Source organism: uncultured Caulobacter sp., assembly GCF_937900395.1.
In the GTDB taxonomy this organism is placed as follows: Bacteria; Pseudomonadota; Alphaproteobacteria; order Caulobacterales; family Caulobacteraceae; genus Caulobacter.
The window spans coordinates 31,404-45,809 of sequence record NZ_CALCDX010000242.1; the positions used below are offsets into that span (position 1 = coordinate 31,404).

Below are 14,406 nucleotides of genomic sequence, written 5' to 3' on the forward strand. Positions count from 1 at the left end.
GGAGTAACGCCATGACGACCGCCCAGCCTTCTTCCGCCTTGCGGATCCTGTGCCGGACTACCGCCGCCGTGGCGTTGCTATCGCTCGCCCCCGTCGCGGGGGCCGTCGCCGAGGTCATGCCGACAAAAGACAGCGCTCCGCTGGCGCCGCGCGCCAACGACCCGGCCTGGGCCCGCGCCGACGCCTTGGTCAAACAGATGACCCTGGACGAGAAGATCACCTACCTGCACGGCCTCTTCCCGCCCAACACCAAGCCCGCTCCAGCCGACATGATCCCATCGGCCGGCTATGTCCCCGGCGTTCCGCGCCTGAAGATCCCAACCCTGCGCGAAAGCGACGCCAGCCTCGGCGTCGCCAACCAGGTCGAGCAGCGCAAGGGCGACGTCGCCACCGCCCTGCCCTCTGGCCTGGCGCTCGCCTCGACCTTCGAACCCAAGCTCGCCTATGCCGGCGGCGCCATGATCGGCGCCGAGGCCCGGGCCAAGACCTTCAACGTCCTGCTGGCCGGCGGCGTCAACCTGACCCGCGACCCGTGGGCCGGCCGCAATTTCGAGTATCTTGGCGAGGATCCGCTGCTGGCGGGCGAAATGGTCGCCGAGCAGATCAAGGGCGTGCAGTCCAACCACATCGTCTCGACGATCAAGCACTTCGCCCTGAACGCCCAGGAGACCGGCCGCCACGTGATGGACGCCCAGATCGACGAGGCGGATCTGCGGGAGAGCGACCTGCTGGCCTTCCAGCTCGCGATCGAGAAGAGCAATCCCGCCTCGGTCATGTGCGCCTACAACAAGGTCAACGGCGACTGGGCGTGCCAGAACGACTTCCTGCTGAACAAGGTCCTCAAGCGCGACTGGAACTATCCGGGCTTTGTCATGTCCGACTGGGGCGCGGTGCACAGCACGGTCAAGGCCGCGCTGGCCGGTCTCGACCAGCAGTCAGGTCAGGAGCTGGACACCCAGATCTTCTTCGGCGACGACCTGAAGGCCGCGGTGGCCAAGGGCGAGGTCAGCCAAGCCCGCCTGGATGACATGGTTCGCCGCATCCTGCATGGGGTGATCTCCTCGGGCCTAATGGACAATCCGACCCCGACGACGGCCCAGCCCATCGACTACGACGCCCACGCCAAGGTCGCCCAGGCGGTCGCCGAGCGCGGTTCGGTGCTGCTGAAGAACGACCGCAGCCTCCTGCCGCTGGCTAAGACGGCCAGGAAGATCGTGCTAATCGGCGCGCACGCCGATGTCGGCGTGATCTCGGGCGGCGGCTCGTCCCAGGTCCGCTCGGTGGGCGGCGCGCCGGTCGAGATCCCGCTGAACGGCGGCGAAGCCGCCTCGTTTGTTCGCGTCACCTGGCACGCTTCCTCGCCGTTGGAGGCGATCAAGGCCGCGGCGCCGGGCGCTCAGGTGGTCTATGTCGACGGCAAGGACCCGGCGGCGGCAGCCGCCGCGGCCAAGGACGCCGATGTCGCCATCGTTTTCGCCTGGCACTGGCAGACCGAGGCCCAGGACGCGCCCTCGATCGCCCTGCCCGACAACCAGGACGCGCTGATCGACGCGGTCGCGGCCGCCAACAAGAACGCCGTCGTGGTGCTGGAGACCGGCGGGCCGGTGCTGATGCCGTGGCTCGACCGCGTCGGCGCGGTGCTGCAGGCCTGGTATCCGGGCCAGCGGGGCGGCCAGGCCATCGCTCGCCTGCTGTTCGGCGAGGTCAATCCGTCTGGCCGTCTGGCCATGACCTTCCCCAAGACCGCCGACCAGGCGCCGCGCGCCAGCGCGCCAGGCTTCGCCGAACAGGCCGCGATCGACGACGCCCGTCGCGCTGGCCAGAACGTCCCTGGCATCAAGAGCTTCCCGGTGAAGTATGTCGAAGGCGCCGCCGTCGGCTATCGTTGGTACGCCCAGCAGAAGCTGACGCCGCTCTACCCGTTCGGTTACGGCCTCTCCTACGCCTCGTTCGCCTACAAGAACCTCAAGGTCGAGGATGCGGCGGGCCTGAAGGTCAGCTTCGACGTGACCAACACCGGCAAGGTCGCCGGCGCCGACACGCCGCAGCTCTACGTCACGACCGGCAAGCGCAAGGCCATGGTCCGCCTGGCGGGCTTCCAGAAGGTCGACCTCGCGCCCGGCGAGACCCAGCGTGTCACCCTGACGGTCGAGCCGCGCATCCTGGCCGACTACGACGTCGCCAAGCCTGGCTGGTCGATCGCGGCGGGCAGCTATCCGCTCTATGTCGGCCGCAGCGCCGGCGAGCCCGTCCTGACGGGCAAGGCTAATCTGAAGACCTGGTCGAGGAAGCCCTGATGCGCACGCTCTGCACCGCCCTCGCGGCGCTCTCGGTGGCCTTTCCGGCCGCCGCCGCGCCCAAGCTTCAGGCCTGGGTGACGACCGGCGACAAGAGCCAGCTGCTGGCCGCCCAGCCGCCGTCGGGCGTCGTCCCGGCGAATGCCGTCGACGGCTTGCCGGTGATCGCGGTCGATCCCAGCGAGCGTCACCAGTCGATCGTCGGCTTCGGCGCGGCGATCACCGACGCCTCGGCCTGGCTGATCCAGAACAAGCTGTCGCTCGCTCAGCGCGACGCCCTGCTTCGTGAGCTGTTCGGCCGCGCCAACGGCGGACTCGGCTTCAGCTTCACCCGCGTCACGATCGGCGCCTCGGACTTCTCGCTGGACCACTACAGCCTGGACGAGACGCCGAACGGCGCGCCCGACCCGGCGCTGGAGCGCTTTTCGCTGGAGCGGCCCGAGCAGTACGTTTTCCCGACCATCCGCACGGCGCTGAAGATCAATCCGGATCTCAAGGTCATGCACTCGCCCTGGAGCGCGCCGGCCTGGATGAAGACCACGGGCTCCCTGATCCAGGGCGAGCTGAAGCCCGAAGCCTATCCCGTCTATGCCGACTTCTTCGCGCGCTACATCAAGGGCGCGGCCAAGCTGGGCGTGCCGACCGACTATCTGAGCATCCAGAACGAGCCGGATTTCGAACCGGACAGCTATCCCGGAATGCGCTGGAAGCCCGAGGGCCGCGCGCGCTTCTTCGGCGAGAACCTGGCGCCGGTGTTCCAGCGCGAGAAGATCACCACCAAGGTCCTCGACTGGGACCACAACTGGGACCAGCCCCAGCAGCCGATGACCGTGCTGGCCGATCCGAAGGCCAACGCCTTCCTCGCGGGCGTCGCCTGGCACTGCTACGCCGGCGACGTCTCGGCCCAGGGTCCGGTGACGGCGGCGCATCCGGACAAGGAGATCTTCCTGACCGAATGCTCGGGCGGCGAATGGGCGCCAAAGTTCGACGACAGCTTCTCGTGGATGGTCGAGAACCTGATCATCGGCTCGACACGCGGCGGATCGCGCGGCGTCTTGATGTGGAATCTCGCGCTCGACGAGAAGTTCGGCCCGCACAAGGGCGGCTGCAGCGACTGCCGTCCCGTGGTCACGATCGACAGCCAGACCGGCGCGGTCACCCGGACGCAGGAGTACTACGCATTCGGCCACGCCAGCCGGTTCGTGAAGCCGGGCGCGGTTCGGATCGGCTCGCCGGCCAAGCTGGGCGACCTGCGCACCGTGGCCTTCCAGAACCGCGACGGCGGGCGGGTGCTGATCGTGCTGAACGTCGGGCGCGAGCCCGCCAGCTTCGCGATCGGCGACGGCGCCAATCGGTTCAAGGCGTCCCTCCCGGCCAGGGCGGCCGCCACGTTCACATGGTGATCACTCCAACGCGCTGCTGGAACAGGCTCGGCGAGACTTCGCCGGGACCTGTTAGCCGCGTCAGAGAGCGATGATCCCGCGGCGATGGGCGACCGTCACCGCCTGGGTGCGATCCGTGACGTCCAGCTTGCTGAAGATGCTCCGCATATGGCCCTTCACCGTATCCTCGGAAAGCGACAGCGCGCGAGCGATCTCCTTGTTGGCGGCGCCTTGGGCGACACGCCGGAGGACATCGATCTCGCGCTCGCTCAGCGGCTCGGCGATAGCGTTGACGGCGATGTCGTGCGCCACCTCGGGATGAAGATAGCGTTGCCCGCCCACCACGGCGCGGATGGTGTCTATCAACTCACGCCTCAGGCTGCTCTTGAGCAGATAGCCGCTGGCGCCAGCCCGCAACGCGCTTAAGGCGCGGACATCGCCCGCATAGGTCGTCAGCACGATGACCCGCGCATCCGGCGCGATCGCGCGGATCGCGGCGATCGCCTCCACGCCGTCGACGCCCGGCATCTGGAGATCCATTAGGACGACATCCGGCCGGAGGCGTTCGAACTGGGCGATGGCGTCAAGACCGTCCGCCGCCTCGCCCACGACGCGGATGTCAGGCTCCGCCTCGAGAACCGCCGCAACGCCTTCGCGTAGGAGAGGGTGATCATCGACGATCAAGATCGATACGATGTCATTCATTCCGCCCTCCCTTCGCCAAGCCACGGCGTGGACCGACCAGCCAACTCGGCCAGCCGATCCGGCGACGGGCATAGGCCACCGCGCCCGGCGCGACCAGCTCCACGTCCGTTCCGCCTTCCGGACGCCCGCGCACGGTTAGGCTGGCGCGGATCTTTCGGGCCCGCTCGCGCATGCCGGCCAAGCCAAAGTGACCGTCACGTCCGCCGACCTCGAGGACCGCGGGATCGATGCCGACGCCATTGTCGCGAACATTGATGCGCAAGCGCTCGCTCTCGTACGTCACAATCACCTCGATTAGCGAGGCGCGGGCGTGACGATGGGCGTTGAACAGCGCTTCGACCACGATACGTTCGACTTCGTCGGCCACCAGGGGATGGAGGTCGATAGGACGGCCGACCGCCATCGTAACGACCTCGGCCGAGTCTCCGGCGCGCATCGCGTCGGCGACATCCCGCAAGGTCGTCAACAGGTCTCCGCCGACCGAGACGCGCAGGCTACGGACGCGGTCGCGCGCCTCGATCACGACCGCCTCGGCCCGATCCAGCGCGCGCTCTAGTTGGTTGCGGGCTGGCAGGTCGGCGGGCACCTGGCGGGCGGCGGACTGGAAGGTCAGGATCAGCCCCTGGACGCCCTGCAACAACGTGTCGTGCAGCTCGCGAGCGATCCGCTCACGCTCGGCGATGCGCTCGCGCAGGCTGGCCTGGAGGCGCTCGGCGAGCCGCCCCATCCGCCACTGGAAGGCGACGGCCAGCAACGCCAGGCCCAGAACGACACACAACAACTGGAACAGCCGGCTTTGAACGAGGGTGGGAGGAAGATCGAGGGTTACGCTCGCCCCTTCCTCGTTCCAAACGCCGTCGGCGTTCGCGGCGCGGACCCTGAACACATACTTGCCGGGCTTTAGGTTGGTGTAGAACGCCTGCCGACGCCCGCCGGCCTCGACCCAATCGTCATCGACGCCCTCGAGCCGATAGCGGAAGCGCACCCGCTCCGGCGAGGCCAGGCTCAGCCCGACATAGTCAATCTGAACCGACCGCGCGCCCTTGGGAAGTTCGACCAGCGATCCGTCCGTGGCGCGCTTGCCGTCCACCAGAACGCTCTTGATCGATACCGGCGGGGCGACTGTGTTGAATGGCAACCGGGCCGGATCGAGCGAGGCGATCCCGGCCGTAGTCGCCATCCAGACGCGGCCGTCGCCGCCGATCGCCAGATCGGCCCGGTACTTGTACGAGGCCGGCCCCGGCAGACCGTCCTTCAGATCATAGATCCGCGCCGGAAGGTCGACCTTGGGATCCTCGAAAGCCCGTTCGAGGTCGGCGTTCCGCATCCTGACGAGACCCGCGGCGCCCAGCAGCCATGTCTCGGTGGCCGTCTGCGCCAAGCCGTGACTTAGACCTATGAACGGAAAACGGTCGCGAGAGATGAACTGCGATCCCGTCTCGCGAAAGCGGGTTAGGCCGAAGTCGCTGCCGGAGATGACGCCGAGCGGACCATTCGCCATCGGCATGGTCCCGCCCCTTTGTCTGCGCGGCAGGGTCTTGATCAGCTTCACCTCCGCGCCATCAATCAGCACGGCGTTGCGGCCGCCGTCGGCCACGATGCGGCCCCGAGAGTCCGCCAGCAGCGCCGTGACCGCCACTCCTAGCGGCTCGGGCATCGCGTGCGTCCACGTACGCCCATCCCACTTCACCAAGCCGCCCCTGAAGCCCGCGCCCCACAGATGGCCCTGCGCATCCATCGCGCAGGCCGTGACCTGCACATTCGGGAAGGGCGGATCGGGAATTCGGGTGACACGATCACCGTCGACCCGGAGCACTTCCGAACCCAGGCCCATCCAGATGCCGCCGTTCGGCGCGTCGCACATGGCGGTGAACGGACCGAGGCTCCGGATCAGAGGCTTCAGCGGCTGACCAGGGTTGGCCTTGTACAAGGTCTCGGTGTCATAGACGTAGACGGCGCCCTGGGCGTCCGAGAACACGCCATAGCCGTATGGCGAGCTGATCGGCACGACGGTCTCGGGCGCGATCGCCGCGGGGCGAAAGCGATCCAGACCGCGTACGGTCCCCACCCAAATGTTGCCCTCGCGGTCCTCGAACGCCCGATAGGCCATTTCGGAGCTGAGGCCTTGCCCCGCCGAAAAGCGGTCGACAGCGGGCGTGGCGCTGTTGAGGCTCGCCGATGGGCGTATGCGCAAGACGCCGTCCGGATGGCGCGCGCCCCACAGGCTGTCGTCACGATCGAAGAAGATGCGTGTCTGACGGCTGACGGTCGGCAGGGGGTAGACCACCTGCCCGGCGCCTGGGCCTTGGATAATCCGCACGCCCCTGGCGTCGGCCGCCCAGATCGAGCCGCGCCGGTCCTCGGCCAGCGCGACCTCCTCGACAAAGCCAGACTGGATCGTGGTGAACCTGGGCTCTCCGGGACGCATGCGGGCCACGCGCCCTGAACCGGCGATCCACACCGCGCCATCCCGAGCGATGAACACCCAATCGGCCTGGTCCGGCATATCGATCAGCGGGTCGAGGATCTCCCAGGCGCCGTTCGAAAACCTGACCACCTTGGCGTTCGGATTGGACGTGGTCGCCCAGATCGCGCCGTCCTGATCCTCGGCGAGGGAGTGGACCACCGAGCGGAAGATCCTCGGGTCGAAGACGAGCCTGATCTTGCCCTTCTCAATGACAGCCAGGCCGCCTTCTTCGTAGCCGACCCAGAGCGCGCCGTTCCGCGTGACCATCAGCCGAACAACGCGGTCGTTGAGCTTGTAAGTCGTCGGCCGGGGCGGCCGCAGCGGCTCGAAGGTCACGCCGTCGAAGCGATAGAGCCCCAAGGGCGTTCCCAGCCAGAGATAGCCGTCAGGGGTTTGGGCGATGTCCTCGATCGCCGCCGGGACACCATCTTCGACCGTCCAGCGGGTGTGCTTGTACTGCGTGATCGCCCGCTGGGGGTCGAGCGCTAGCGTCGGCGACGTCAGCAAGAAGGCGACCAGAAGAGCCGCCCAGCCAATCCTTGCAGACCCCTTCGCCATGCGCGCCTTCTACCTTGAACCCTCTGCCTAAGCGCTGACGCTCATCGTGTTCAATATCGACCGAGCTATGCCAAGCCCACCCATTTGGCGATGTTCGGCTCCGCCAGAGCCATTCTGGTGAGGATCCGACGCCCATTGGTGTCACCACTGTCCAACCCGCCCGGGATTTACGCGACCGCCGCGTCACGTGACGCTCCGCCTCGATAACGACCGATCCCGACAAGACCGTCGACGCCATCGCGCGTCGTCTGGGCCCTGATCGCCGCGGCTTTTCCATCAGCTCTCAACCTTCTCCGGGGGACACGAAGATGACTGATCACGACCGAGACAACACGCGCGCCACCAGACGCCACGTGCTGGCCGCCGGCGCGGGCGCCGCGGCCATCGCCGCCCTGCCCTCCACCTCCCTGGCGCTGGCCAAGCCCGCGCCTTCAACCCAAGGCAAAGGAACTCACGACATGAGCAGCGGCTACGTCACGACCAAGGACGGCGTGCAGATCTACTACAAGGACTGGGGCCCCAAAACCGCTCAGCCGATCGTGTTCCACCACGGTTGGCCGCTCTCGGCGGACGACTGGGACAACCAGATGATGTTCTTCCTGCTGAAGGGCTATCGCGTCATCGCCCACGACCGCCGGGGTCACGGCCGCTCCACCCAGACCGACACCGGCAACGAGATGGACACCTACGCCGCCGACGTCATCGCTCTGGCCGATCATCTGGACCTCAAGAACGCCTTCCACGTCGGCCACTCGACCGGCGGCGGCGAGGTCGCCCACTATGTGGCGCGCGCCAAGCCCGGCCGCGTTGGCAAGGCGGTATTGGTCGGGGCGGTAACGCCGATCATGCTGAAGACGGCGGCAAACCCTGGCGGCCTGCCCATGGAGGTCTTTGATGGCTTCCGCAATGGCACGGCCTTCAACCGCGCCCAATTCTTCCGCGACGTCGCCGCCGGCCCGTTCTACGGCTTTAACCGGCCGGGCGCGAAGGTCTCCGAGGGGATCATCGACAACTGGTGGCGCCAGGGCATGCAAGCCGGTGTCAAGCCGCTGTACGACTGCGTCAAGGCGTTCTCTGAAACCGACTTCACCGAGGATCTCAAGAAGATCGACGTGCCGGTTCTGGTGCTGCACGGCGAGGACGATCAGGTGGTTCCGATCGACGCGGCGGCCCGCCAGGCCATCAAGCTGCTCAAGCACGGCAAGCTGATCACCTATCCTGGCTTCCCACACGGCATGGCGACCACCCATGCCGACGTCATCAACGCCGACCTGCTGGCCTTCTTCAAGGCGTAGCGAACGTGGAACCGCCGTCATGCGCCCAGCAGGTCCTACCCGGCCGGTAGAACAGGCCTACGCGCGTGACGGCGGTCCTTGGCTCGTGCTGGGGCTCGTCACGGTTCGAACACCGGAGGGCGTCCTCTTCGGACGATTGGAAACCCGCGTTTGGGATACGGGTCTTCGGTCTGAAAAAGGCATAAATGGGAAACGATGAGTTTCATTCATTTCCATTTATGCGCCGAGCTGACACCGGCACAGTCTCCTCATCAGACACCGACACGGCGGCCCGGGGCACGGTCCGCCAATCTTCAAAAGGACCGACATCATGACCCTGCAAGCCAAGGCCGTTCCGGGCGCTCGCCTCCTGAACCCAGCTGATCACACCCTGATCATGATCGACTTCCAGTCGCAGATGGCCTTCGCCACCAAGTCGATCGACGCCAGCCTGCTGCGCACCAACGCCGCCCTGGTCGCAAGCGCCGCTGCGGGCTTCGGCGTCTCGACCATTCTGACCACGGTCGCCGAGAAGAGCTTCTCGGGCCCGATGTTCTCAGAGGTCACCGACCCGTTCCCGGGCAAGCGCCTGCTGGACCGCACCTCGATGAACACCTGGGAGGACGCCCCGGTGATCGCCGAGGTCAACGCCATCGGCAAGTCGCGGATCGTCCTGGCCGGCCTCTGGACCTCGGTCTGCATTGTCGGTCCGGCGCTGTCGGCCTTGGAGCAAGGCTACGAGGTGTTCGTGATCACCGACGCCTGCGGCGACGTCTCCAACGAAGCCCACGAGCGCGCTGTCACCCGCATGGTGCAAGCCGGCGCCCAGCCGATGACCTCGCTGCAATACCTGCTCGAACTGCAGCGCGATTGGGCGCGCTCCGAGACCTATGACATGACGACCGGCGTCGCCAAGAAGTTCGGCGGCGCCTATGGCCTGGGCGTCACCTACGCCAAGGCCATGTTCGGCGCGTCGGAAGGCCACTGACCGCTTCCGGGCGAGGCCTGAGCGCCTCGCCCACCCTTTGCGGAGCGCCGCGATGAAGCCCTATCTCCTGTCCATCGGCGCCGGCCTTTTGGTAGGCGTCCTCTATTCGCTGATGGGCGTGCGTTCCCCCGCCCCGCCCGCCATCGCGCTGCTGGGTCTGCTCGGCATGCTGCTGGGCGAGCAGGCGGTCCCGATCGCCAAGCGCCTGCTGACCAAAGCGCCGGTCGCGGCCTATCTGAAGACGCCCGACTGCGCCGGCCGCGTGCTCGGCCCCCACGCCGGCGCCAAGGCGCCCGAGGACCAAGCATGACGCCGCTTAATCGCCGCCAAGCGCTGGCCCTGGGCGCGGCGCTGCTTCCTAATTCCCTTCTCGCCGATCCTCGGAGGTCCGGTCCCATGTCCGCCCAAGCCGATCTGCTGCTCATCAACGGCAAGTTCACGACCCTCGACCGGAGCAATCCACGCGCTGACGCCGCGCTGGTTCGCGACGGCAAGTTCGCCGCGGTCGGCGAAGAGCGCGAAGTTCGCGCCGCCGCCGGGCAGAACCCGATGGTCATCGACCTGAAGGGCCGCCGGGTGATCCCGGGCCTGATCGACAGCCACATGCACATCATCCGCGGCGGGCTGAACTACAACATGGAACTGCGCTGGGACGGCGTGCCGACCCTGGCGGACGCCATGGCCATGCTGAAGAAGCAGGCCGCCAACACCCCGCCGCCTCAGTGGGTCCGCGTGGTCGGCGGCTTTACCGAGCACCAGTTCGTCGAGAAGCGCCTGCCCACCCTGGACGAGATCAACGCCGCCGCGCCCGAGACGCCGGTGTTCATTCTCCATCTTTATGATCGTGCGTTGCTCAACCGCGCGGCCCTGCGCGCCGTCGGCTACACCAAGGACACGCCCAACCCGCCGGGCGGCGAGATCCAGCGCGACGCCTCGGGCGAACCGACGGGCCTGCTGCTGGCCCAGCCGAATGCGACGATCCTCTACGCCACCCTGGCCAAGGGCCCCAAGCTGCCGCCTGAGTACCAGTTGAACTCGACCCGCCACTTCATGCGCGAGATGAACCGTCTGGGCGTGACCGGGGTGATCGACGCCGGCGGCGGCTTCCAGAACTATCCCGACGACTACGAGATCATCGAGAAGCTGCACGCCGACGACCAGCTGACCCTGCGGATCAGCTACAACCTCTTCACCCAAAAGCCCAAGGCCGAGCTGTCGGACTTCCAGAGCTGGTCCAAGCAGGTCAAGCCCGGCCAGGGCGACGACAAGTACCGCCACAACGGCGCGGGCGAGATGCTGGTCTACAGCGCCGCCGACTTCGAGGACTTCCGGGTCGAGCGTCCCGAGATGCCGGCCAACATGGAAAGCGACCTCGAGCCGGTGATCCGCCACCTGGTCGAGAACCGCTGGCCCTGGCGGCTGCACGCCACCTATGACGAGACCATCTCGCGGGCGCTCGACGTCTACGAGAAGGTCAACCGCGACATGCCGTTCGACGGCCTGCACTGGTTCTTCGACCACGCCGAGACGATCAGCGACCGCAACATCGACCGGATCGCGGCCCTGGGCGGCGGCATCGCCGTACAGCATCGCATGGCCTATCAGGGCGAGTACTTCATGGAGCGCTACGGGGCCAAGGCCGCCGAGGCCACGCCCCCGATCGGCAAGATGCTGAAGGCCGGGATCCCGGTCGGCGCCGGCACCGACGCCACCCGCGTCGCCAGCTACAACCCGTGGGTCTCGCTGAACTGGCTGGTGACCGGCAAGACGGTCGGCGGCACGCGCCTCTATCCGCCGGCCAACCGCGTCGACCGCGAGGAGGCCTTGCGCCTTTGGACGACCGCCAACACCTGGTTCTCCAACGAGGAAGGCAAGAAAGGCCAGATCGCCGTCGGCCAGCTGGCCGACCTGGCCGTGCTCAGCGACGACTACCTGACGGTCCCCGAGGATGAGATCCCGCACTTGTCGTCGGTCCTGACCCTGCTGGGCGGCAAGGTCGTCCATGGCGAAGGCGATTTCGGCAAGCTGGCGCCGGTGCTGCCGCCGCCAATGCCCGACTGGTCGCCGGTGCGAACCTTCGGCGGCTACCAAGACCGTTCGCGCGGCCATGCTCGGGCCCTGGCCTCGGCCTGCGGCTGCGCCAGCAGCTGCAACGTCCACGGACACGACCACGCGGCGGCCTACGCCCGCGAAGCCCCCACATCCGATGCGCGCTCCTTCTGGGGCGTCATGGGGTGCGGCTGCTGGGCGGTGTGACGTGACCCGCTCGCGAGACATTCCACGCTGGGTGGCGGCCGTCCTCGACTGGCCGCAGACCGCCCCCCTGGCCCGCCTCGCCTTGGTCAGCGCCTACCTGCTGGGCGCGGTCGTCAAGACGGCCGACTTCCCCGGCGCGGTGGCTGAGCAGGCCCACTTCGGCATGGCCCCGCCGACCTTCTGGGCGGTTGCGACCATCGCCGTCGAGATCGTCGGCCCCTTGCTGATCCTGACCCGTCGCTGGCTGTGGCTGGGCGCGGGCATGCTGGGCGTCTTCACCTTGTTGGCGGCGATCAAGGCCAACGCCTTCTGGGCGATGCCGGCCGGTCAGGACCGTTTCATGGCCATGAACGCCTTCGTCGAGCACATCGGCCTGATCGGCGGCTTCGTCCTGGTCGCGTTGCTCGATCGTCGGGAGCGTGCCGCGTGAGCCCCCAGCGTCCCGTTCGTCTGGCCGGCGTGACTGGCATGAGCATGGCCTTTGTCGGCGGCTATGTGGATGTGATCGGCTTCGTGCTGCTGTTTGGCCTGTTCGTCGCCCACGCCACCGGCAACATCGTCATGCTCGGTGTCGGCCTGGCCGGCGACGCCAGCGGCCTTGCGACCAAGCTGTTGGCCCTGCCGGTGTTCATCGCGACCGCCGCCGCCGCCTACGCCCTGATCCGCTGGCGCCACGCCAAGGGACAGCCGTGCGAGGTGCTGGTGCTGGGGCTGCAGGCTGTCCTGCTGCTGGCCTTCATGCTGCTGACCGCCCGCGCCCTGCCCGCCGCCGGCGCCAACGCGCCGGGAGTCATGTTGGCCGGTTTGGTCGGCGTGGTCGCCATGGCGGTCCAGAACGTCGCCGCTCGCGTCGTCTTCGCCCATCTGGCGCCCACGACCATGATGACAGGGAACGTCACCCAGATCGCGATCGACATCGTCGACCTCGCCGTCGCGCGCGGCCGGCCGGACGAGGCGCTGAAGGCTCGGATTCGCAAGACCTGGCCGCCGGTGCTGGCCTTCGCCCTCGGCGCCATGGGCGGCGCGCTCGGCGTGCTGTTCGCCGGCCCCTGGAGTCTCGGTCTTGGGGGCGTCGTGGTCGCCATCCTGGCGGCGCTGCACGCGCTGCGCGGAGAGCGGTCGTGAAGCGGGCCGCGCCGGTTCTGCTGGCCGCGCTTGCGAGCGCTGGCGCTGCTCAAGCGTCCGAGCCGTCCGCCTTCAAGCTCGTGCGGTCCGACGAGGACTATGGCTATCTGCGCAAAGCGACCAACCGCACCGGACTCGATCCGCTGCGTTACGTCCCCGTGGGCGACGACGCCTATCTCAGCTTCGGTGGCGAAGCCCGCCTGCGGTTGGACGGCGTCGACACGCCGCGTTTCGGCTTGGGCGGCGCGCAGACCGACACCTTCGCACTGGGCCGACTGTTGCTGAGCAGCGACCTGCGCCTGGGCCAGGCCGTTAGGGTCTATGGCGAGCTTGGCCTTCACCGGGACTACGCCAAGAAAGACAAGCCCGCCGCGACCGATCGCGACGGTGTCGACGCCCAGGTGCTGTTCGTCGACGTCACGCCCGCTTCTGGCTGGCGTTTCAGGCTAGGGCGCCAGGAACTCCAGCTGAACCCGACCCAGCGGTTCGTCGCCGTGCGCGAAGCGCCGAACATCCGCCAGAGTTTCGACGGCGCGCGGATCACGCGGACAGCCGGCAAGCTGAAGCTAGACGCCTTCTATCTGCAGCCCGTCGTCATCTCGACCGGCGCCTTCGACGATACCCGCAGCCGCACGCAGCGCTTCTACGGCCTCTATGCGTCAACGCGCCTGTCTCCACGCCAGACACTGGATGTCTACGCCCTGGGGCTCGAGCGCGACGCCGTTCGCTTTGGGACGATCACCGGCGACGAGCGCCGGACCAATCTTGGCGCGCGGCTGTCGGGCGCCGAGGGCCAGGTCGATTACGAGGTCGAAGGCGTCGTTCAGGGCGGCCGTTTCGCCGGGCGCCGCATCCGCGCCTTCGCGGCCTCGGCCGGCGGCGGTTACACGCTGGATCAACCCTGGAAGCCGCGCCTGGGTCTGCGGCTGGATGTCGGCTCGGGCGACCGCGATGCGACGGACGGAAAGCTCGGGACTTTCAACCCGATGTTCCCGAAGGGCGCCTATTTCAACGAGACGGGTCTTTTCAGTTGGGGAAACCTGGCGGCCGCCCGCGCCAGCCTTGGCGTGACGCCGATAAAGGCCGTCAGCGTCGAGGCCAGCTATACGGTCCACCGCTTGTGGACCGGCGCCGACGCGATCTACCTTCAGCCGCTCGTTCCACTGGCCGCCGCGCGCAGCGGCCAACCCAAGGACGTCGGCGACGCCGTGCAGTTGGATGCGACCTGGCAGGTGAACCGCAACCTGAAACTTCAGGGGCAGCTTGCGCGGCAGGACGCCGGCCCGGCGGTGCGAGCGCTGGGCGGCAAGCCGACCAAGCTTGCGGTGCTGTTCGCCCAGTTCCGGTTCTGACC

Annotated in this window: 11 protein-coding genes; 9 read left to right on the forward strand and 2 right to left on the reverse strand. The window is 67.7% G+C overall.

From position 1 onward, the window contains the following. Positions 1-11 precede the first annotated feature (11 nt). Positions 12-2,297 (forward strand): beta-glucosidase, encoded by a 2,286-nt coding sequence (locus Q0379_RS22425; RefSeq protein ID WP_299016970.1) that lies wholly within the window; start codon positions 12-14, stop codon positions 2,295-2,297. Then, positions 2,297-3,700, forward strand: coding sequence for a glycoside hydrolase family 30 beta sandwich domain-containing protein (locus Q0379_RS22430; protein WP_299016973.1), 1,404 nt, complete (start codon positions 2,297-2,299; stop codon positions 3,698-3,700). The genes Q0379_RS22425 and Q0379_RS22430 overlap by 1 nt, the downstream gene beginning before the upstream one ends. Positions 3,701-3,760: 60 nt before the next feature. Here Q0379_RS22430 and Q0379_RS22435 read toward each other — a convergent pair whose 3' ends face one another. Both Q0379_RS22435 and Q0379_RS22440 read right to left on the reverse strand, forming a co-directional pair. After that, the gene (locus Q0379_RS22435; protein ID WP_299016976.1) at positions 3,761-4,384 is read right to left on the reverse strand and encodes a response regulator transcription factor; all 624 of its coding nucleotides are present in this window, start codon (positions 4,382-4,384) and stop codon (positions 3,761-3,763) included. Continuing rightward, entirely contained in the window at positions 4,377-7,409 is a 3,033-nt protein-coding gene (locus Q0379_RS22440) for a sensor histidine kinase (protein WP_299016979.1), read from the reverse strand. The genes Q0379_RS22435 and Q0379_RS22440 overlap by 8 nt, the downstream gene beginning before the upstream one ends. 458 nt (positions 7,410-7,867) lie before the next feature. On the opposite strand from Q0379_RS22440, the gene Q0379_RS22445 reads away from it, so the two are divergent. The 7 genes from Q0379_RS22445 (at position 7,868) to Q0379_RS22475 (ending at position 14,404) form a co-directional block, all read left to right on the forward strand. After that, complete coding sequence (locus Q0379_RS22445) at positions 7,868-8,704, forward strand: alpha/beta hydrolase (protein WP_299017068.1); 837 nt, start codon at positions 7,868-7,870, stop codon at positions 8,702-8,704. Positions 8,705-9,014: 310 nt separating this feature from the next. Continuing rightward, the gene (locus Q0379_RS22450) at positions 9,015-9,671 is read left to right on the forward strand and encodes a hydrolase (protein WP_299016982.1); all 657 of its coding nucleotides are present in this window, start codon (positions 9,015-9,017) and stop codon (positions 9,669-9,671) included. 52 nt (positions 9,672-9,723) lie between these two features. Continuing rightward, positions 9,724-9,981, forward strand: a complete 258-nt coding sequence (locus tag Q0379_RS22455) for a DUF1427 family protein (RefSeq protein WP_299016984.1) — start codon at positions 9,724-9,726, stop codon at positions 9,979-9,981. Between the two features lie 86 nt (positions 9,982-10,067). Continuing rightward, positions 10,068-11,927 (forward strand): amidohydrolase, encoded by a 1,860-nt coding sequence (locus Q0379_RS22460; protein ID WP_299016987.1) that lies wholly within the window; start codon positions 10,068-10,070, stop codon positions 11,925-11,927. Between the two features lies 1 nt (position 11,928). Next, a complete protein-coding gene (locus tag Q0379_RS22465; protein ID WP_299016990.1) occupies positions 11,929-12,357 on the forward strand; it encodes a DoxX family protein in 429 nt (142 codons plus the stop codon). Next, the gene (locus Q0379_RS22470; RefSeq protein WP_299016993.1) at positions 12,354-13,052 is read left to right on the forward strand and encodes a YoaK family protein; all 699 of its coding nucleotides are present in this window, start codon (positions 12,354-12,356) and stop codon (positions 13,050-13,052) included. Before Q0379_RS22465 ends, Q0379_RS22470 begins: the two co-directional genes overlap by 4 nt. Further along, positions 13,049-14,404, forward strand: a complete 1,356-nt coding sequence (locus Q0379_RS22475) for an alginate export family protein (RefSeq protein WP_299016995.1) — start codon at positions 13,049-13,051, stop codon at positions 14,402-14,404. Before Q0379_RS22470 ends, Q0379_RS22475 begins: the two co-directional genes overlap by 4 nt. Positions 14,405-14,406 lie beyond the last annotated feature (2 nt).